The sequence below is a fragment of the Fusibacillus kribbianus genome (genome assembly GCF_030053595.1).
Classification (GTDB): domain Bacteria; phylum Bacillota; class Clostridia; order Lachnospirales; family Lachnospiraceae; genus Lientehia; species Lientehia kribbiana.
On record NZ_JASGBQ010000007.1, the window covers coordinates 57,201 to 78,052 of the forward strand.

Here is a 20,852-nt window from a genome sequence, read left to right on the forward strand (position 1 = left end):
ACAATAAAGAAACAATCCTATTGTTAAATAGATAAAGCGCAGATAATAAAATGAATTCAAAGAAGATAATGATAATAAATAGCATATTGTTTGAAAAATATATTGCAAAGCGATTAAAAATATAGTAGTATAAATATAAGATAGTACTGCTCGAGGTGATCGTATGGGACGCTTAAAAAAACAGAACAATTCAAACCTCAGTGAATGTGAGACTCTTATTATGAAGGCAATCTGGGATGCAAAAGAGGACATTTGCGTAGGAGATCTGACGGAGGTTCTTCGTGTGAGATTCGGTAAGGATTACGCTGCACAGACAGTGCGTACTTTTCTCATCGATCTTTCCGAAAAGGGATATATTGAAACTTATCGTAAAGGGAAGCTGTCTTATGCTCATGTATTAAAAAGTGAGGAAGAGTACAGACAGAAGCTACTCCGGGAGGAAATGGAGTTTTGGGATCAGGGCCGGCCGGCAAAGCTGGTGGCAGCTTTAAGCAGTGCCTCAAAGTTTTCAAAAGAGGATCTGGAGGAAATAAGGAGGATTATAGATGCACTGGACGATTAATCTGATGTGTGCTGTACTTTTAACGACGTTTACAGGAAGCTGTATGTTGGCCGTCTGGCACTTGATCGGAAGAGTCCTGGAAAAAATGGGATATCTGGATGTTCAATATCGAATTCTTCAGGCTGTATTATTGTTCTTTCTGATTCCGGCTGTTTATCTTGTCATGAAGTATCTGGATGAACAAAATCGACTAGGGAACGGAACCATATTTCTGCCTACACCCCGGATTCTGTTTGTAAGTCGTGTATTTTTCCTTTTGTGGTTATTGGGAGTAGTTCTTATGAGTGCCAGATATGCCCGTGAGATCCGGGAAATGCATCGGTGCTATCATGATAAAATTTCATGTGACAGGAGAACACAGGCATGTTTTGATGGAATCTGCCAGGAGCTTGGAATCGCAGAGGGTAAAGTTAAGCTGTTTCAGAGTTATCGGGCTACGGTTTCTGAATTTACAGGGCTCTTTCATCCCATGGTGGTGCTTCCGGTAAAGGATTACACGGAAAAAGAGCTTCGGGTCATGTTTGTCCATGAGTTAAGTCACTATCGGCAAAAGGATATCTGGATGAAATACGTGCTGATGTTGGTTTTGATTACTCAGTTTTTCAATCCCTTTGTCTGGTGGCTGTATTTACTTCTGCAAAGATTCAGTGAATATGCCTGTGACGATAAAACACGCGCAAAAATCGGAGAAGAAAAAACATATTACAAAGTGATTGTGAAAATGTCTTGTAACCGTGGAAAGTGGGAATCATTTTTTACTGCCCGACTGGTGGAGGAGGGTCATGAGGTGCTGGAAAGAATAAAACGTATGGAAAAGAATAAGAAAAACAGAAAACGTGGAACGGGAATTGCAGCATTTATATGTGTGGCAATGTTACTTTCGGGATCCTGTATGGTATATGCGTCCGCAGAGGGAATGGCAGAGGCTTATGAATGGCTTTATGTACAGACTGTGAAGGATGAACAGGAAGAAAATCTGATTACGGAGCTTATGGAGTATGAGGATTCCGGAGCGGAGAATGGGATTGTTGAAATAGAAGAAGAGGTAGATCAGATGTCCAGGGCAGTCAGTAGTTTTAATTGGAGTGTCGGAGGACATGTTATGAAGAAAACAAGTACCTTCAATGCAAGCTCCGGAGGAAATATTTCTGTCACTATATACATAACCCCGACGAATAAGACAGTCAGTGTGGGTATTATTGAACCGAATGGGATGAGACGATATGTGAATGGGAATGATTATATTACCCATAAGTTTGTGCTTGATCAGACAGGTAGCTACCGGGTATTCGTGGAGAATAAAAACGATGGAGCGGTGGAAGTGGAAGGAAGTTATATTGTGAGGTAAGGACAGAGTTTAGGGGCCAATCCCCTAAATTTTGGCACAAAATAACCATAAAAATAGAAGAAAATAACAGTGATAATATGAAGTTCGCAATGCATGAGTACCAATTCGTGTAAAACATAAACTGTTTAATTGTAAATATTGCGGGGAAAAACTGAATGAAAAAATTAAAACGATTATTAATAGGATATTTGATCCTGTGTTTTTCCTTGTCGGGATGTGATTCATTGGAAAGCAAGGAGATTGCCGGGCAATTGCGGGACACGGTGAAGCTCAGATGGGCTCTGTTTGATTGGTACGGAAATATGAAGCCGTTCGAAGACAGTGTAAATCGTATACTTGAAAACAATAATCTGCCTTATCAAATAGAATTTGTCAATATTCCGGGCGAATTTGATGGGGATTATGAGAAATATATAAATACATATCTGTCGGAGCTTAAAAAGGGAAACTATGATCTCGTAAGCTGCAGAGGACGTTATGGAAACTGCTATGATGTATACGAAATGGCTGTGGATGCAGGGGTTTTATGGCCGATTGAGGGCTGGCTTGCTGAGGTTGAGAATGGAAAACGGTTGAGGGCGGCCTATCCGGAGCTTGTATGGGAGTCTCTTATTTATAAAAGGCATATATATGGAGTGGGAGTTCCTTCTGTGTCCATGGAATACTATGCTGTTTTCAATGAGGCCTATGCAGAAAAATATGAGATCAATCTGACTGCAGACGCATTTTCAGATCTGGAGGAAGGATTAACAAAAGCGGCTGAAGGGGAAGCTGAAGAGAATAATAGTAAATTTATACCTTCAACGGCCTGGCCATATTTTTTATATGGAGATTATGAGAAGAGCAGATGTGAATTGATTTGTATAAATACGATGGGGGAGAAACTTCATGCAGAGAATATTTTGGAAAACGAATCTTATCTGTCCCATATGAGGCGATTGAGAGACTGGACAGAACAGGGGCTTATTCATCATGATCCGGATTTTTCTCAGATAACAGAAGGAAATTTTTTAGTAACCGGTATCGAGGCATATAGTGAAGCGGCAGCAGAAAGCTTCTGCAGGAACCGTTATAAAATATCCGATGATATTCCGTTGAAAGCGGTAAAACTTGAAGAGTTTTGCAGGCATTATGAGCGGGGAAACGGTGTAAATGGAATTGCGGCAGACAGCAGGCATAAGGAAGAGGCAAAGGATATTCTGGCAGCGATCCATAGCGATGAAGCTCTTTCCAATGGGATTGTTTTTGGAACGGAAGGACTGGATTACGAAATAATAGACGGAAGAGCAGTGATTCCGGAGGAGGAAAAGAATTATTTATTTATCAGGAAGATAAGCTTCGGGAATCCATTTTTAACGCTGCCGACAGAGGAAGAACCGTTGTCAAAATCAGAAGATATGAGAAGAGCAATGGAAAATGCGATTCTGGGGTATTCTTCTGAAATAACCAACTACAGCGATGAACGAAAGAAGCAGATTGCTGCAATTAATACGGTACTGATGGAAAAATATGCGGCTGCGCTGCGGGGGAAAAGCACGGATTGGGAAAATGATTTGGAAAAATTACGTGCAGAGGTAAAGTCGCTTGGAATGGATGATATTCTGGAAGAAATTAACAGGCAGTTACATGGACAATGATAATTACATAAACGGTGAGGGTTGAGAATATGAAAAGAGCAATATGGAAATATTTAGGGATCCTTATAATCTTATGCCTGAATCTGACGGCCTGCCGGGGAGAAAAAAATAGTGTGGAGGAAACAGATTTTTCCTATTGGCGGGTGAATGTATGCTATACAGAGGACGGGCTTTTGTATCATGATCCGAATACAGAGTTTGAAGGATATTTTGACTATGAAACGAAAAAATATTTTCCACTGTGCAGCAAACCGGAATGTCTTCATGATTCCGGGGAGTGTACGTCTGTTGCCATGAAGCAGAAAGCGACGATGGCGGGACGCCTCGGCAGTAGATGGTACTATCTTGCACAGGGGGATAATTCCACATGTGCCTTTCGTTCCTGTGATCTGGATGGGAAAAATGATCGGGAAATCGGAGAATTTTCCCATACCTTCAGCGGCGGTTCATCGGTCTGCCCTTTTTATGAGAACAGTTGTATTTTTTCCAGTTGGGATCCTGTTTACGATAAAGACATGGAGTGGGTTGGCATGACCAGCGGGATATATCGCTATCATTTTGATACAGGGGAGGCAGAGCTCCTTTGTCCGGAGAAAACATACGGTGCATCCGGAGGAGCCTATGAAGTTTATGGGTTATATGGGGATCAGCTCATTTATGTGGAACAGGAGGAAACGAGAGGTGCTGTACTGAAAAAAATGGATCTGAAAACAAATAAGGAGGAAGAACTGTTACGTGCTGATTTCGTCAGTGTGGATACTGTAGAGGGGAATCATGCTGTTTTTCGGATGAGGGAGGGAAACATCTTTAAACTCTCTGAGATTGACCTGGATTCTAAAAAGGTTACTGGAATCGTAGATATTGCAGAAGGGGAGAGTGTTTTCGCCTGTTGGATGCCCGAGTTGAAAATTTATACAGTTGTCAACAAGACGACATCAGGAAGTGAGAAGAAATTTCAATTTAAAACCTGGCAGTATACAGAGGAGGAATCGATACTGATCCGGGAAGGCGGAACTCAAGAATATTTTATGCCTACTGCCATGGCAGAAGAGATTCTCATTGGGCAGGTGAAAGGCGGGCAATATGAGGGCGATTTACTGGCATATATGGACAAGGCTGATTTCCTTTCAGGGAAAAATAACTGGACGGTATTAAGCTATTAAGTACAGATCCACAGAGAAGGTGGTGAAAACCAAATGAGAAAAGGATGCCGATATGGATTTCTGTTTCTGGTCATGGTAATTGCACTCAGCTTTATGAACGGGTGTGGCAAAAAACAAAAGGAAGTACAGTTGAAATGGGTCGTATATGATGTATTTTTCCCGGAGGGCTGGCAGGAAGATTTCAATGAGCTTTTAAAGAAAAAGGGGATTCCGTGCCAGGTGGAATTTGTAAGCGTCAGTGTGAAGGATGAGTGGTATCAGGGGGAAGAGTTTGATTATAGAAAATATCTGAAGCATTATGAAGATGCGGTTGCTGTGGGGAAATACGATATCATAGGGCTGCCCGGAACTCAGGGGTATTATGATTTTTACAGCATATTTGCAAGGGAAGGTTTACTGGAGCCTCTGGAACCATATTTTACTCAGGGAGAGGCAGGAGAAACGCTGCGAATGGTGTATCCGGAAAAAATCTGGAAGACCCTTGAGGTGGACGGAACGATTTATGGATTACTCAATTCCTGGGGGAATTTTAAACGGTATTTTGTATTGAATGAGAAATACCTGGATAAATACGGAATCATTCAGAATGAAACGGTAACAGTCAGCGCTATGGAAGAATTGTTAAAAACGGTGGCAGAGGGAGAACAAAAGGAACAGAACACGTTATTCGTTCCGGTGACAGGATGGAATCCCTTTCGCCAGGTCGGTTATGAAGACACGCCTTGTGTCATGGTGTCCATTGACACCAGAGGGGAACAGCTTGCTGCCAAAAGTAATCTGGAAATAGAACAGTTTAAAGAAAACTCCAGGCGTCTCCATGAGCTTGAAAAGGATAGAATCGTACAGAATTCGGAGGGAACGCTCAAACAGAAGCAGGAGGGTAATTTCTTTGCGGAGATGATTTACAGCTACAGTACAGAGGCTGCTGTGGAACAGATGAGAAACGGGTATGGATTAAAGGAGGAAATCCGGTTAAAGGCAGTGGAGTGTCCGGAGGGAAACAATCCTTTTTACCCCTGGGGTTATAGAACTGCATTGGCAAAAAACAGTACGAACAAGAAGGAAGCGATTGAGCTGCTTGCTCATATATATGCGGATGAGGAACTTTCAAACGCATTGGCATACGGAAAAGAAGGAAACAATTATCATATTGTGGATGGAAAGGCTGTTCCTGATCTGCGTCGCGGAATAGGGAGCGCATTTCAAATGTATTTTGGAAATAACCTGATTACTATTCCAACAGGTGTGGATTCAAGCGAAAAAAGAACAGAATTGCAGCAGGTCCTGGAAGATATCCCTCCTGCGCGGCAGAGCGGGTTTTATTTTGACATAACAAATGTGGAGGATGAAATGGGACAGGTTCTGCGGACTTATGAAAAATACAGAGGAGTACTTTTGGGAGAAGGAGAGAGTTTTGAAGACGACTGGAGAAGGATGGAAGAAGACTTTGAGCAGGCGGGGCTTTCCGAAATTGTCGATGAGATGAACCGGCAGCTTCTTCAGTTTCAGGAGGAACAGAAGAAAACAGAAATGTGAATCGGAGGCGGGGAAATGCTGAAAAAAAGATGGTTAATATTTGTGGCTGTTTTTATTATGATGGCAGGAACCGGATGTAAAACAGAAAAGGAGAATAAATGGGAAGGATTCGGACAGGGGATGAGTGTGACCGAGTCAAACTATTGTGTGGGAAGTGATGGCATCCTCATTCTTGATTCTGCAGGTATCGTTATGTTTTATGATTACGAAACGGATACTTATGTACCATTGTGTTCAAAACCCAACTGCAGGCATAGGACAACAGAATGCAGTGCAGTCTCTTTGGCGGCACATACAGACAAAATCGGATATCACAGGAATAAAATTTATTATTTTTACGGTGGGAACAGAAATCAAAGCCAATTGTATTCTGCAGATGTGGATGGAACCAATGTAAAAAAAGAAGGAGAGTATCAGCATAGTGTACATTGGGGAAAATTGGTATTTCTAGACGGAAAACTGTATTTGACAACAAGTGACGATCAGTTTAATGAGAATTATCAGTTTGAGGGAGTGCGAAGTCAGCTCATTTCCATTGATCTGGAAACAGGAGAAGAAACGGCTTTAACAGATGAAATTCTTGATGTGCAGCCCTTATTTCGGATCGTGGGTGCCTATGGAGGTTGTTTGTATTACATAGATAAGAATGAAAATGATTGTATGAAAAAGATAAATCTGAAAGACGGACGAACAGAGAATGTGGCAGAACCTGTTTATTGGGCAGAGCTTAAAGAGGATCGGCTGCTGTATTGTATGCGAACTGATTTTTCAGTGACGGAACGCAATCTGGAAACGGGAGGGGAGCAGATGATCGGCAATCATCAAATAGGAGTTTCTTATTGGGATTCTGAACTGCATACCCTTTCCCTGGAAGACGGGGAATATCGATGGACGGAGCAGGAGGGGCTTACTTTTATCAGGCCTTATAATGATGAAAAGCCCTTTGGAATGATTGCCAGAAACAAGGACACTCTGATAGGAACTTATACCGTCAGGGGAACTCCTGGGTTTGCCAGCATAAAGACCGAAGATTTTCTGGCAGGAAAAGAAAATTTCAATCAGCTTTCTCCTCCGGAATCATAAACATACCTGGGATCAAGGAGGATACAAATACAACAGGACTGAATTTATCAAAATTAAAAGAAGAATTAATAAAAAATTAAAGAGATATAATCGGAATAAAAAATTAATTAGAACTTAATTGGGGAAAATATTGCAAAAATAAGACTGATATAGTAGTCTTAATATAAGAAAAAGCCGGAAGGGGAGATCGTATGAGGAAAAAGCGCCTTACAGCAGTTTTTATGTTTTGTCTGCTTCTTTCCGGCTGTGGAAAATCTGTGGAGCAGACAGGGGCAGAAGGCTCTGTTCAGTGGGCAAACTATACTTTTACAGAAGAAGGAATCCTGCATCAAAACAACTCTTATAAAGGAAAGCTGGGATATTTTGATTATCAGACGAAAAGCTATCGGCCATTATGCGGAAGAGTAAACTGCCAGCATGACAGTCAGGAATGTCCGTCGGTGTATTTGGGCGGAACGAATGCGATGGGACGAATCGGTAATAAATGGTATTATCTGATGGCTTCCGAGAAAAATGATGGGATTCCGGAGTTTCGCTGTTGTGATCTGGATGGTCAGAATGAAATGGTAATCGGTGAGTTTCCGCATTATTGCTCGTATATGGAATTGTTTTTTGAAAATTCCTGTGTCATGGCCACACGAGATCCGGTTTTTGATGAAAAAACGGGAGAAATAACAGATCAGGAGGTAAGTGGAATTTACCGATATGATTTTGATACGGGAAAGGAAGAGCTTCTTTGTCCGGAAATAAAAGGCGAGGGTGAAAATTATGTCCTGTATGGCAGGTATGAAAATCTGCTGGCCTATGAGGAACGAATCGGGAAAAAAAGACTGCTCAGGGTTATGGATCTGGAAACAAAAACCATTACAGAGCCGTTTGGAAACAGCGATGTATTCAGCGGTCGGGTCAATGATCGCTATCTGGTATGTCACGTATTTGAGAATGACGTTTATAAAGTGATAGAGATGGATCTGGATTCCGGGGAAGAGAAGCTGGTTTTGGATGGTCTGGATCATGCAGCGAGTATTTGTTGGAGTCCGGAATTAAAACTGCTGACAATTATTGATGATACGGCGGGTGAACTCTATTATCAAACATATCGATATTTGGATAACGGAACATGTGAGGTGGTTCGGGAGGGTGGGAGTAATACTTATTTCAGACCGATCACCATCAAAGAAAACCTGATCGTCGGGCAGTATGAGATGAATGGGGAGCAGGAAAAGAAAGGTTTTGAACTGGCGGTTATGAATAAGGACGATTTCCTCGCCGGAAAAAACAACTGGACCATATTGGAATATTAAAGGGGGGAAACCATGGAGCTGGAGATCCGATCTCTTATAAAGAATTATGGAAAGAAGCAGGCGCTTAAGGGACTGAGTGTTACCCTTACAGAGGGGGTCTATGGTTTCCTCGGCCCCAACGGCGCCGGAAAGAGCACCTTTATGAACATCCTTACCGGGAATCTGAAGGCCACTTCCGGACAGATTTTCTATAACGGTGAGGATATCGGGAAGCTGGGGAGGGAATTTCGGGGAGTTCTTGGTTATATGCCCCAGCAGCAGGCCCTTTATCCCAATTTCACAGCAGCAGGATTTCTTTCCTATATGGCGGCACTTCGGGATATGAAAAAGGAACGGGCAAAGAAGCGGATCCCGGAGGTCCTCTCCCAGGTGGGTCTTTCCGAGGTGGCCGGGGATAAGATCCGTTCCTTTTCCGGCGGCATGAAGCAGCGGCTTTTGATTGCCCAGGCAGTACTCGATGAGCCGAAAATTCTGGTGTTGGATGAGCCTACGGCAGGTCTTGATCCCAAGCAGAGGATCGCCATTCGAAACCTGATCTCGGAAATGGCAGCGGGAAAGATCGTCCTCATTGCCACCCATGTGGTGACCGATGTGGAATCGGTGGCAAACAGGATCCTGTTGATTCGGGAGGGGGAGCTTCTGGCGGATTCTTCCAGGGAGGAGCTTACGGCTTCTCTTTCCGGCATGGTGTGGGAGGTTACGATCCCCCAGGAAGCACTGGAAGAAATCAGTGGACAGTATCTGGTGGGAAATGTTTCCAGAGAAGGTTCTACACTTTTTGTTCGGGTGATTTCGGAGAATAAGCCGGAAAAATGGGCGCCAGCTCCTGTGAGGCCGGGGCTGGAGGATGTGTATCTGTATTATTTTAAAGAATAGGGGGCGGTGAAATGGCAAAGCTCCTTTATTTTGAGATGAAAAAACTGTTTTCCGGGAAGCTGATGGCTTCTCTTCTTCTGTTTCTCTTTCTTTTTAACGGTTTGATGGTTTATCGGGAAAGTCAGACAAAAATCAACTGGAGCTATACGAAGGCCGATGTGGGCCGGGTGTATGACAGCCTGGAAGGAATGACGGCTCTGGAGGCGGAAACATATCTGGCGGAGAGGATCGAGCTTCTTGAGGCAGTGGATGTCTGGCGGCAGTGGGCAGACGGTTCGCCGGAATGGAATAAGGATGAACGGCAGAGCTTTTTGGATTATCACGAAGAGCTGATGGAACAATACCCAGATCTGGATATCGAAGCAGGCTATCTTCTGTATCTGCGAAATTTTTACAGCGAACAGAAGCTGTTAAACGATATGTATGACCAGGTGTCTGCAGTGGCGCATTATGGGGAATATTTAAACGGTCTTGAAGAGGAAGCAAAGATTATGACCTCCTCTTCTCTGTTTGGAAATCCCGGAACTTTTTCCTATCGGAATATTGAGAAAACGCCGCCGGTTTATGAGCATCTGAAGGGAACCGTGCTCCCGGCGGAGGATTCAGAGGGCGTGCTTCTGGCTACGGAATCAAGGATCACCGATCTTTTGCTTCTCTGTCTGATTTTCATTCTGGCTCTGTCTATGCTTATCGGAGAGAGGGACAGCGGAACTCTGCTTCTCATCAAACCGGCCAAAAAGGGATATCTGGAGACGATAACGGCAAAGCTTCTGACGATGCTTTTTCTGGCTGTGACGGGGACGATGCTTTTTTATGGGACTGATTTTCTGCTGGCAGAATGGCTTTTGGGCTTGGGATCTATGGACCGGCCGATCCAGAGCGTGGCCGGTTATCTGACTTCGCCCTATGCCCTTACGGTGGGCCGGTATCTGGTCGTATTTCTGATTACAAAGGTATTGACGGCGGTGGTTTACGCAAGTCTTCTTTTTTGTCTGTGTACCGTGTGCAGAAACGGGGTGAGTGCCTGTCTTTCCATGGGGGCAGTCCTTCTTCTGGAGTTTGTTCTTTATCTGACCATTGGCATCCATTCCTGGTTAAGTCCCCTGAAGGTCATCAATCTGGTGTGTATGGCTGACACGACCTGGTTTTATGGAAACTATCTGAACATGAATGTCTTTGGATACCCGGTCAACGTGGTGCCTGTCTGCGTGGGCGCAGCTTTTATGGTGGCGGTTCTTTCCTGTGTGATTTCCCTGCGTCGGTTTGTTACCGAGGCGTCGGCCCTAAGCGCTGAAAACCGGGTAACAGCCTTCGTCCGCGCCCGGTTAAAAAAGAGACAGAAACGGGGGCGGGGGAAGCTTCGCATCCAGGTGAATCTGTTGGGAAAGGAATTCTATAAGGTATTGGTCATGGAGCGGGCATGGCTTCTTCTGGTGGTCTTTGCTCTGCTTCAGTGGAACAGCTATCGGGGATTTAAGACTTATATGGATTCGGAGGAGGCCTTTTACCGGTATTATATTTCCTGGGCAGAGGATGTGCCTCTCACGGAGGCGGCCCGGAAATATAAAGAGGAAGACGCCCGTTTCCGGCAGCTTGACCGGGCAGTTTCTGATGGGAAGAAGGCGTACGACGCAGGTGAGCTTACCTACGAGGAATATATGGAACTCACCATGGAACTGCAGGCAACCTATAATGCAAGACAGGGCTTTTCAAGGGCCGTTGCCCAATATGAATACGTGCTTTCGCAGGTGAGAGCAGGAGAGGAGGCGGAGCTTTTCTGTACCACCGGCTGGGAGAATCTTCTGGGACCAGCCGGGCAGCGGGAGGATGTGATGAATGCAGGAAAGCTGGCTTTCTTTCTTGCAGTCGGGCTGGCGGCGGTGTTTTCTGTGGAGAAAACCACAGGGATGGAGCTTCTTCTGAAAAGCTCCATACGCGGGCGGGGAAGCGTCTGCCTTCGCAAATACGCGGTCTGTATCCTATACGGGACTGCGGCATTCCTGCTCGCTTTTTTGCCGCGGTATCTGGTGATTTTTTCGGCTTACGGGACGGCAGGGCTTTCGGCTCCTTTAAAGAGTCTGTCTCTTCTTGGGGATGTATCCTGTCATGCGCCCCTATGGGTTTACCTGGTTTTAGTGGGAGTTTCCCGTTATCTGGGAATGCTGGCTGCCGTCGGGCTGATTTTATGGCTGTCCAAAAGGACCGGAAATATGATACATACGATACTGATCTCCGTTCTTTTTCTGCTGCTGCCGGTATTTCTTTTCCTTATGGGGCTTTGTGGAGAAACGTACTTTTCTCTGCTTCCTATGATGACAGGTTATTCCATGTACCGGCTGACGGCGGGCCGTATCGTTTACTGGTGTGCGGTGGCTGCCATCGGTATCTGGTTTTATATTCAGAGTTATGAGGAGGGAAGTGCGTCATGAAGAAGAAATGGGTGATTTTTGCGGCAGCGGTATTATTTGTGGCGGCGGCAGGCCTGGGAGTTTATCTGGGGACGCCTTCCATACCCAAAAAACAGAAGGAAACAGCGGTACCGGTTCAATCTGTTGCGGTGATCACCGGCTATGCGGAAAAAGCAGCCGTGAGAAGCCGTTTTCTGGGCGTTGTCAGAGAAGAGGAGGCTGTGACAGTCCGGCTCGATGAGGGACGTAAAACAGCGGCTTATTCTGTTTCTCCGGGCGACCGGGTTGATACGGGGACAGTTCTGGCAGTCTACGACAATTCCGGGCTTTTATTGGAACGGGAACAGCTTTTGCTTGATAAAGAACAACTGGAATTTTCAGCGGAAAATGCAGGAATACGGATAAAAACCTTAAAGGCAGAGCGGGATCAGGCGGATGCCGGTCAGAAGGACAGCTATGATCTGCAGATTATAAATGCGCAGTCAGAGCTTGATCAGACAGAATTCAGTCTGGAACTTAAGGAGCAGGAGATCGCCCGCCTGGATGAGAAGCTTGCCTTAAGTCAGGTGATTTCTCCCTGCGCCGGTATTGTGACGGAGATTGATGAGGCGGAGGGAAGTTTGTCCATTGTATCGGAAGGGACTTTTGAACTGAGTTTTTCAGTAACTGAATCGGAGCTGGAGGAATTTCGGGCTGGTGACAGGCTTTTTGTGACCAATAGGGATGAAACGCTTTCTTATGATGGAACGGTGAGCCGGATCGAATCGACGAAACCGGAGAACAGTGAGACGCAGACCGGTGCAGCCCGTCCTTCCTCCTATCCGGTTTATGCTGTTTTGGAGGGAGCAAACGGCCTTCTTCCCGGTCAGCATGTGTACGTGGAAAAGCAGGAACCTACAGGGCAGAAATTGGAAATTGGGGAGGATGTGATTCTTCTTCCGGAAGGATATCTTATGGATGTGGAAGGCTCTGCATGGGTCTGGCTGGCAGGAGAACAGGGGACTCTTGAAAAGCGTTCTGTCATTCTGGGTGCCTACAACGACAGGCACGATGCCTATGAGGTGATCGAAGGACTTTCCATGACGGATTATCTGGCGTGGCCCATGGCATCTTATGAAGTGGGACAGAAGGCGGATTTCGGAGAATAAGGAGGGGGACGACAGATGGAGAAAGGCAGAAAAGAATCTGTAAAAAAGAGGCTTCTGGCGTTGCTCCTGGCGGCTGTTGTGGCTTTTTGCGGCTTCCTTTCCGGAATTGCCATAGGAAAATTTGCGGGAACAAAGGAAGAGACTGTATCAGTGTATTCAGTGGAAAGTCTGTGGGATAAAAAGTGGTCCGGTGCTGTGACGGTCTCGGCTGTGGTGGAGACAGGAACTGTGAAGGCATATTATTATGACAGCCGGTGCCCTGTAACGGAGCTTTATGTGACAGAGGGACAGGCAGTGACAGCGGGGACGATCCTCTATCGTTGTGACAGTGCGGAGTTTGACACAGAGCTTTCTGTTCTTAAGATGAGCCTGGATAACGAAAAAGTATATTTGAAGCGTCTGGAAAGCTACATAGAAACTCTTAAAAATACAAAACCTGTTATGGATGGTCTGGGAAGTAGAGGTGGTTTTTATTATGCTTCTTTGGGAGGAGGCCTTCTCAGGGTACCTCTCTCTTTGAAGGCACAGGATGAGCCGGTGGACGAAAGCAGCATGCCTTCGGAGGAAGAGTCATCAGAGCAGAGCAGCGAAGAAACGGAACCATTTTCAGAGAGCGGCGTTGAGGAGACGGAGCAGCCTTCAGAAAACAATGTTGAGGAAGCAGAGCAGCCTTCGGAAAGCAGTGATGAGATGGAACAGCCTTCGGGAGGAAGCAGCGATAATGTGGAACTGCCGGATTTTGATGGTAATTTTGATGATGCAGCGTTGGAAGAAGCACTGGGAGATCTGGACAGTGCGCCCCAGGGTTATACTAAAGAGGAGCTTACCCGTGTCATAAAGGAGCGGACCCTGGAATATGAAAATCTGGAGCTCGCTATCCGAAAAAAGGAAAAGCAGGCGGAGGAGCTGAAAAGGAAGATCGATGCCTGTGTCGTGAAAGCGGAAGAGGACGGCACAGTACAAAGAGTTTTGGATCCGGTAACTGCGGCTTCCCAGGGACAGCCAGTCTTTGAACTGCATGGGATAAACGGCTGCCGTATCCGGGGGCAGTTCAATGAATTTCTGGCATCTTCTCTGGTACCCGGAGCGGAAATTTCCGTGGAGACCGTGGTGAATGGAAAGAAAACATCCCTTCCGGCGAAGCTCCAATCCATAAGCAGGGAGCCGGAGGAGGCAGAAGCTTTTTCAGCATCAATGACAGAGAAGATGGGGCTTTCTGTCAACCCAGCCATGAGCTATTACAGCTTTACGGCATCCTTTACGGAGAATCCGGATACCGCAGAGGGAACGGTAGTAGAAATCATGGTTGCACAGGCTGTGTCTGCAGGCGAAACGGAGACGGGCAGGATCGTATTACCGGACGCGTGGCTTTTTTATGAAGGCGGACAATCTTATGTTTATGCCATGGGCACAGACGGCAGGCTGGAAAAACGTTCGGTAGTTCCGGGAAGAAGTATTTTCGGAGCAAAAACAGAGATTTTGTCAGGCATTTCGGCGGAGGATTATCTGGCAGATCCGCGGGACAGCCTGGCAGAAACGGGGCGAAAGACGAAGATCGTATACGGAAAGGAAATGGAAATCGGGGAAGAAGAAACCCGGGAGGAATAGGGGGTGTTCTGATGAAAAGAAAAGGACGGGCACTTTGGGGAATTCTTTTTGCGGCAGTCCTTATCGGAACTGCAGTCTGTTCCTATCATCTGGGAGAAGAGCAGGGAAAGGCGTCCAGGAGTGCAGAGACAGAACAAGAGAAGACTTCTCCGCTGAATCCGGGAAAGGATTGCGCAGTCATTGCTCCTTTCCTGGGCGGAGAAATATGCGACTTCTCTCAGACGGAACCTTCTCCTGCTGTCGTTTCTCTGGCTGAGTGCCTGCTTACTGAATTGAAAGATCAGATACAGACAGTATCTGTTTTTTATCAGAGAAGCAAAACAGTTTCTGTTTATCATGGGACAGCAGGACTTCCTGATGGAAGTGTTTTTGGCGTGAATGAGGAATTTCTGTCTGCATCAGGACTTATGATCGAAAAAGGAAGAGGAATTACAGCTCACGACGTGTCAGCGGGAAAGCGGGCGGCAGTTCTTGACAGCCGCAGCGCACAGATTCTGTTTCAGGGGACGGATCCGGTGGGAGAGACTGTGGAAATCGAAGGACGCCTATATGAGGTGGTCGGCGTAGCCGGATTCCCGGAACCGGACATGGGAAATGGGTTGGTACTTATAACGGAAAGTACCTGGCCGGAGGTGTATCAGTATGAGGAACCGAGATCGATACTCATTCATGTTTCAAAGGAGGACGGCGACAGGAGCCTTGAAGAGCAGGCCGGATGTGCTGTCAGGCTTCTGAACAGTATGATACCGGAAGGGGAATCGATCCGGTATCGAATAGTGGAGTAGGGCCTGACACAGTCGAAAACGGTGAAAAGAGCACAACGAAGCTCAAAAGCAGGATGGACTTCCGGCTTTATTCTGTCACATGATCGAAGCCCTGGCTTAAGATGGTCATGACATGCTCGTCGGCCAGAGAGTAGAAGACCTGCTTGCCGTCCCGGCGGAATTTCACCAGGCTGGCCTGTTTGAGGATACGGAGCTGATGGGAGATGGAGCTCTGGCTCATCCCCAGAAGCTGGGCGATATCGCAGACACACATCTCATGCTCCAGAAGCACATAGAGAATTTTGATTCTGGTGGGATCCCCGAAAATCTTAAAAAGCTCCGCAAGGCGGATCAGAGTTTCGTCGTCGGGGGTCTGCTGCTTCAGCGCATCAACGAGCTCCTCGTGAACATGGCTGCACTCGCAGACCGGCATTTCAAATTTTTCGTTCTGTTCCATACAGCAGCCTCCCTTGCGCGGCTCAGCCGCAAAATTTATATTTAGTTTACTACCGGGGCCGGAAACTGTCAATGGACAACCCCTTTCCATACTTTATAAAAAGTTTAGACACTCAAAATTGACTTTCTTTTTTTCGTAGAATATAATAAGCACAGATAAGCCGACCGGCTGGTCGGCTTTTGGCTGCTTTTGGTTTTTGGTGATTTCGCAGACCGCGGATTCAGAAAACATTCGGAAAGGGCCGTTGACAAAAATCGAGATAACTAGGAGGAGCAGCATGTTTGCAAAATTCAGTGTGAAAAAGCCGATGACTGTGTTTGTGGCTGTGATTCTGGTGCTGATTTTAGGCGTGGTTTCCTTTACGGAAATGACGCCTGATTTATTGCCCAGTATCAATCTGCCCTATGCAGTGGTTGTGACCACATATCCGGGAGCCAGTCCGGAAACGGTGGAGACAACGGTGACAAAACCGGTGGAACAGTCCATGTCCACTCTGAACAACATTAAAAATGTGATGTCTGTATCCAGTGAAAATGTATCCATGGTAATTCTGGAATTCAATGATGATGTCAATATGGATTCCATGACGGTGGATATCAGGGAGAAGCTGGATCAGATCACCGGATATTGGGATGATTCGGTCGGTTCCCCGTTGATTATGAAGATCAATCCCGATATGCTTCCGATCGTGGTGGCTTCCGTAGATGCCGATGATATGGATGTGAAGGAAATTTCCGAGTATGTGGAGAATACGGTAAAGCCTGCACTTGAGGGGGTAAACGGAGTGGCCAGCGTTACGGCATCCGGCCTTCTGGAGGAGGAAATTCACGTGGTGATCCGGGAGGATCTGGTAAATGAGGTCAACGAGGATCTGAGATCCTCGGTACAAAATTCCCTTTCTGAGGCAGAGGCTGCGTTAAAGGAAGCCGAGGAAAAGATTGCCGACGGAAAAGCAACGCTGGAGGGGCAGACCTCCCAGTTCCAGAGCGGTATGGTCCAGGCGGATCAGGCGCTTTCTGAGGCTAGAATACAGCTTCTCCAGGGAGAAATTGCCCTGGATAATGCGGAAAAGGAACTTTCAGATAAAGAAAAAGAAGTGCTCGCCCAGGCGGGCTTCAGAAGTCTTGATGAGATGGAGACGGGGTTGACGGCATCTCTGGAACAGATCAATACCCTTCTTTCCCAGGAAGGGACCATCCGGGACGGCCTTGCAGCCATGGAGGAGGGCCTTGCACAGCTGGAAGACAGCCTTGCACAGATCGAGGCGGGAAAAGCCGCCCTTGAAAGCAATGCGGAGCTTTCCGCGGCCAGAACTGCCTTTGACCAGATGGTAGCGGAAGGAATCGTGGATGAAGACGGAAATCTTCTGATTCCATCGGATACACCGGGCTATGCGGAAACAGCAGCTGAAGTAACGGCGCTTAAGACTGCGGTGGATACGTATTATACAAAAAAGGCGGAGCTGGTAACCACAGAGGAGCAGCTCACTTCTCAGAAGACGGAGCTGGAAGGGAAAAAGGCAGAGGCGGAGGCAGGACTTGCTCAGATTGAAAAGATCAAAAGCGAAGGAACTGTGGAAACGCTTGAAGAAGGGCTTTCCGGTGTCGAGGCTTTAAGAAGCGGCAAGGCTCAGATGGCGGCTTCCAGAGCGGAGCTTGCTTCAGGAAAGGAAACGCTGCTTGCCAGGGCTCAGGAAGCGGGCATGACCAAATACGAGGCTGAGGCTAAACTTGCCGAGGCCAAGCGTCAGCTGGAAGATGGAGAGAAGGAGCTGACGGCACAGAAGGAGACGTTTGAAGACTCGAAAGAGACAGCTCTGGAGGCAGCCGATGTATCCGACAAGCTCACTGTGGATACGATTTCCCAGATCCTGACGGCACAGAACTTTTCCATGCCGGCAGGCTATGTGACCGAGGCGGGTATTCAGTATCTGGTCCGTGTCGGAAACAAGCTGGAGGATGTGGAAGAGCTGGAAAATCTGATCCTTTTTGACACCGGAGCAGAGGGAATGGAGCCGGTCCGTCTGTCCGATGTGGCGGATGTGTTCAAAACCGACAACAGCGCAGAGATCTATGCGAAGATCAACGGCAATGACGGTGTGGTCCTTTCCATTGAAAAGCAGCCCACCTATGCCACTGCCGATGTGGCGGAAAGCATCCAGGATAAATTCGACGAGCTTTCAGAATCTCATGAAGGGCTTCATTTTACCATGCTGTCCAATCAGGGGGACTATATTCATCTGGTGGTGGATTCTGTACTGAAAAATCTCCTTTACGGAGCTGTCCTGGCAATCATCATCCTTCTTCTGTTCCTGAAGGATCTGCGGCCTACGGCGATCATTGCCTGCTCCATCCCCATAAGCGTGATCTTTGCCATTGTGCTCATGTATTTTTCCGGCGTTACTCTCAACATGATCTCTCTGTCGGGTCTTGCCGTGGGAGTAGGTATGCTGGTGGATAATTCGGTCGTTGTTATTGAGAATATCTATCGTTTGAGAAAGAAGGGTGTGCCGGCTGTTCAGGCGGCAGTCAGCGGTACTGTTCAGGTGGCGGGAGCGATCACTGCTTCGACACTGACTACTGTCAGTGTATTTCTTCCGATCGTGTTTATCAAGGGAATGACAAGGCAGCTCTTTACGGATATGGCTCTTACCATCGGCTATTCCCTGGGCGCCAGTCTGATCGTCGCTGTGACCCTCGTTCCGGCCATGGCTTCCGGAATGCTGAAGAGACCGCAGAAGGAGCGCTCCCACAGACTGTTTGACGGCATGCTTCGCGGATATCGGAAGGCAGCCGGCTGGTGCCTCAGACACCGGGCTGTCACCCTCCTGGCAGCATTGGCGATCCTGGTATTCAGCGTGATTGCCAGCACCAGCCGCGGGACGGCTTACATGCCGGAGATGGACAGCACCCAGATCTCCGTGTCCGTTACCATGCCGGATGAAACAACAGACGAGGAAGCCAGAGAGCTGGCAGATGAGGTCATTGAGCGTATCATGTCCGTAAAGGATGTGGAAACAGTCGGCGCCACCATGGGCGGCGGCGGAATGATGTCTATGATGGGCGGCGGAGCTTCTGATTCTGTTTCGATCTATGCGATTTTGAAGGAAGAGAAGGAAGGAACAAGTAAGGAAATCGCGGCAGAGATCGAAAAGGTCTGTGAAGATCTGCCCTGTGAGGTTTCAGCCAACGGTTCAGCCATGGACATGAGTGTCCTGGGAGGCTCCGGCATTTCCATCAAGGTCATAGGACAGGATCTGGATGCCCTGAAGGAAGCTGCTGATCTGGTGGCCAAGCGGCTTGAGACTGTGGAAGGTGTCACGGCGGTCAACAACGGTATTGAGGATCCGACACCGGAGATTCGTGTGGTCATCGATAAAGAAAAGGCTATGGCTGAGGGGGTTACGGTGGCACAGGCTTACCTGGATCTTCAGAAATCCATGAATTCTTTAAAGGAAGCAACCGAACTTACCGAAGGAGCAGACAGCTATCCGGTGATGGTGGACGATGCTTCCCTGTCAGAAATGACCGTGGAGGATGTGGAAAATTATACATTCCATGTGACCGGCATGGATGGAACGGAAAAAGAGATTGCTCTCAAGGACATTGCTGAGGTGGAACGGACGGAGAGCCTTTCCTCTATCCGGAGAGAGAGTCAGCGCCGTTATCTGACTGTCAGCGGACAGATCGCGGAAGGCTACAATGTGGGGCTTGTAGGAAATGATGTGGATAAGGCCTTTGAGGATATGGAGCTTCCTGTAGGCTGTACTCTGGAATTTGCCGGAGAGAACGAGACCATAACGGAGGCCATAGTTCAGCTGGTTAAGATGCTGATCATTGCTGTTGCTTTTATTTACCTGATCATGGTAGCCCAGTTCCAGTCCCTGCTGTCGCCGTTTATTGTCATGTTCACCATTCCGCTTGCCTTCACCGGCGGTTTCCTGGGGCTGTTCCTTACAGGGAAGGAGGTCAGCGTCATTGCCATGATCGGCTTTGTCATGCTGTCCGGTATCATTGTCAACAACGGGATTGTTCTGGTGGATTACATCAATCAGCTCCGGAGAGAAGGCATGGAGAAGCGGGAGGCCATTATGGAGGCCGGTCTTACCCGTATGCGGCCCATCCTGATGACGGCTTTGACTACCATCCTGGGTCTTCTTACCATGGCTATCGGTGTGGGGACCGGCGCGGAAATGATGCAGCCGGTGGCAATCGTCACCATCGGAGGACTTTTGTATGCAACGTTAATGACACTGTTTGTTGTACCTGTGCTTTATGATATCTTCAACAGGAAAAAGCTGCATGTGGTGAAAGAGGAGGAGCTGGAGGTGCTCGATGAATAAGGGAACTGCTTCGAAGAAGGAGCGTTTATATGAATGCGTCTGGCAGCTTCATCTGAAGGGGACGGATCTGGGACAGATTCGGATGAGTGAGGTGGCGGAGCTTTCCGGAATCCCGAAGGGAACCATCTATGAGCATTTCCGGAGCAAGGATCAGCTGATTGCGGAGTCCGTGGTCTGGTTTCTGGAAAAGGAGGCCAAGGAGCTTCAGCGTCGGATCACGGAGGCGGACAGCTTCGATGTCAGAATGGATGTGGTTCTGGAATGGGTGGCCTCTCCGTCCGGCCGTTCCCTGCTCATGAAGGATTTTGCCGATGACGGCAGACTTCCGGAAGGACTTCGCAGAGAATTTCTCCGCTGCGGACAGGAAAGCGGCATGTGCAGCGTGTGCTTAAACGGTACAGAGATGGTGACAAAGGCGCTGGAGGAAGCGGGAAAAAAAGAGGGAATCCTTACCGACGGAAGCCAGCTGGCCAGGAAGACAGCGTTGTACAGCACCCTGGCACCTGTGGTCATGTACACCATGTTCCCGGAACGATATGAGGAGACCTGCTGGGAGAAGGTAAAGGTTCACGCAAAAAGGATTTTTGTGGCTGCCTTTGAAACGGATTAGAAAAAA

At 47.3% G+C, this 20,852-nt stretch carries 15 protein-coding genes; 14 read left to right on the forward strand and 1 reads right to left on the reverse strand.

Features of this window, described 5'->3' with window-relative positions; translation table 11 throughout:
• The first annotated feature begins 163 nt into the window (after positions 1–163).
• From QJ036_RS06165 to QJ036_RS06220, 12 genes are all read left to right on the forward strand, one after another.
• Complete coding sequence (locus QJ036_RS06165) at positions 164–562, forward strand: BlaI/MecI/CopY family transcriptional regulator (protein WP_283230573.1); 399 nt, start codon at positions 164–166, stop codon at positions 560–562.
• The gene (locus QJ036_RS06170; protein WP_283230574.1) at positions 546–1,910 is read left to right on the forward strand and encodes a M56 family metallopeptidase; all 1,365 of its coding nucleotides are present in this window, start codon (positions 546–548) and stop codon (positions 1,908–1,910) included. The genes QJ036_RS06165 and QJ036_RS06170 overlap by 17 nt, the downstream gene beginning before the upstream one ends.
• A gap of 224 nt (positions 1,911–2,134) precedes the next feature.
• The gene (locus QJ036_RS06175; RefSeq protein ID WP_283230575.1) at positions 2,135–3,547 is read left to right on the forward strand and encodes a DUF3502 domain-containing protein; all 1,413 of its coding nucleotides are present in this window, start codon (positions 2,135–2,137) and stop codon (positions 3,545–3,547) included.
• A 29-nt stretch (positions 3,548–3,576) separates the two neighbouring features.
• Complete coding sequence (locus QJ036_RS06180; RefSeq protein WP_283230576.1) at positions 3,577–4,710, forward strand: hypothetical protein; 1,134 nt, start codon at positions 3,577–3,579, stop codon at positions 4,708–4,710.
• 33 nt (positions 4,711–4,743) lie between these two features.
• A complete protein-coding gene (locus QJ036_RS06185; protein WP_283230577.1) occupies positions 4,744–6,246 on the forward strand; it encodes a DUF3502 domain-containing protein in 1,503 nt (500 codons plus the stop codon).
• A 15-nt stretch (positions 6,247–6,261) separates the two neighbouring features.
• Positions 6,262–7,329 carry a DUF5050 domain-containing protein gene (locus tag QJ036_RS06190; protein WP_283230578.1) on the forward strand — a complete coding sequence of 356 codons (1,068 nt, stop codon included), beginning with the start codon at positions 6,262–6,264 and terminating at the stop codon, positions 7,327–7,329.
• 191 nt (positions 7,330–7,520) lie between these two features.
• Entirely contained in the window at positions 7,521–8,633 is a 1,113-nt protein-coding gene (locus QJ036_RS06195; RefSeq protein WP_283230579.1) for a hypothetical protein, read from the forward strand.
• Between the two features lie 12 nt (positions 8,634–8,645).
• Positions 8,646–9,509, forward strand: a complete 864-nt coding sequence (locus QJ036_RS06200; RefSeq protein WP_283230580.1) for an ABC transporter ATP-binding protein — start codon at positions 8,646–8,648, stop codon at positions 9,507–9,509.
• 11 nt (positions 9,510–9,520) lie between these two features.
• Complete coding sequence (locus tag QJ036_RS06205; protein WP_283230581.1) at positions 9,521–11,938, forward strand: ABC transporter permease subunit; 2,418 nt, start codon at positions 9,521–9,523, stop codon at positions 11,936–11,938.
• The gene (locus QJ036_RS06210; RefSeq protein WP_283230582.1) at positions 11,935–13,065 is read left to right on the forward strand and encodes an efflux RND transporter periplasmic adaptor subunit; all 1,131 of its coding nucleotides are present in this window, start codon (positions 11,935–11,937) and stop codon (positions 13,063–13,065) included. Before QJ036_RS06205 ends, QJ036_RS06210 begins: the two co-directional genes overlap by 4 nt.
• 15 nt (positions 13,066–13,080) lie before the next feature.
• Entirely contained in the window at positions 13,081–14,673 is a 1,593-nt protein-coding gene (locus tag QJ036_RS06215) for a biotin/lipoyl-binding protein (protein ID WP_283230583.1), read from the forward strand.
• Positions 14,674–14,684: 11 nt separating this feature from the next.
• A complete protein-coding gene (locus QJ036_RS06220; protein WP_283230584.1) occupies positions 14,685–15,458 on the forward strand; it encodes an ABC transporter permease in 774 nt (257 codons plus the stop codon).
• 67 nt (positions 15,459–15,525) lie between these two features.
• On the opposite strand, the gene QJ036_RS06225 is transcribed toward QJ036_RS06220, so the two are convergent.
• Positions 15,526–15,894, reverse strand: coding sequence for a metalloregulator ArsR/SmtB family transcription factor (locus QJ036_RS06225; RefSeq protein WP_283230585.1), 369 nt, complete (start codon positions 15,892–15,894; stop codon positions 15,526–15,528).
• Between the two features lie 277 nt (positions 15,895–16,171).
• On the opposite strand from QJ036_RS06225, the gene QJ036_RS06230 reads away from it, so the two are divergent.
• Both QJ036_RS06230 and QJ036_RS06235 read left to right on the forward strand, forming a co-directional pair.
• Positions 16,172–20,236 (forward strand): efflux RND transporter permease subunit, encoded by a 4,065-nt coding sequence (locus QJ036_RS06230; RefSeq protein WP_283230586.1) that lies wholly within the window; start codon positions 16,172–16,174, stop codon positions 20,234–20,236.
• On the forward strand, positions 20,229–20,846 hold the full coding sequence (locus QJ036_RS06235; RefSeq protein WP_283230587.1) for a TetR/AcrR family transcriptional regulator: 618 nt from the start codon (positions 20,229–20,231) through the stop codon (positions 20,844–20,846). The genes QJ036_RS06230 and QJ036_RS06235 overlap by 8 nt, the downstream gene beginning before the upstream one ends.
• Positions 20,847–20,852 lie beyond the last annotated feature (6 nt).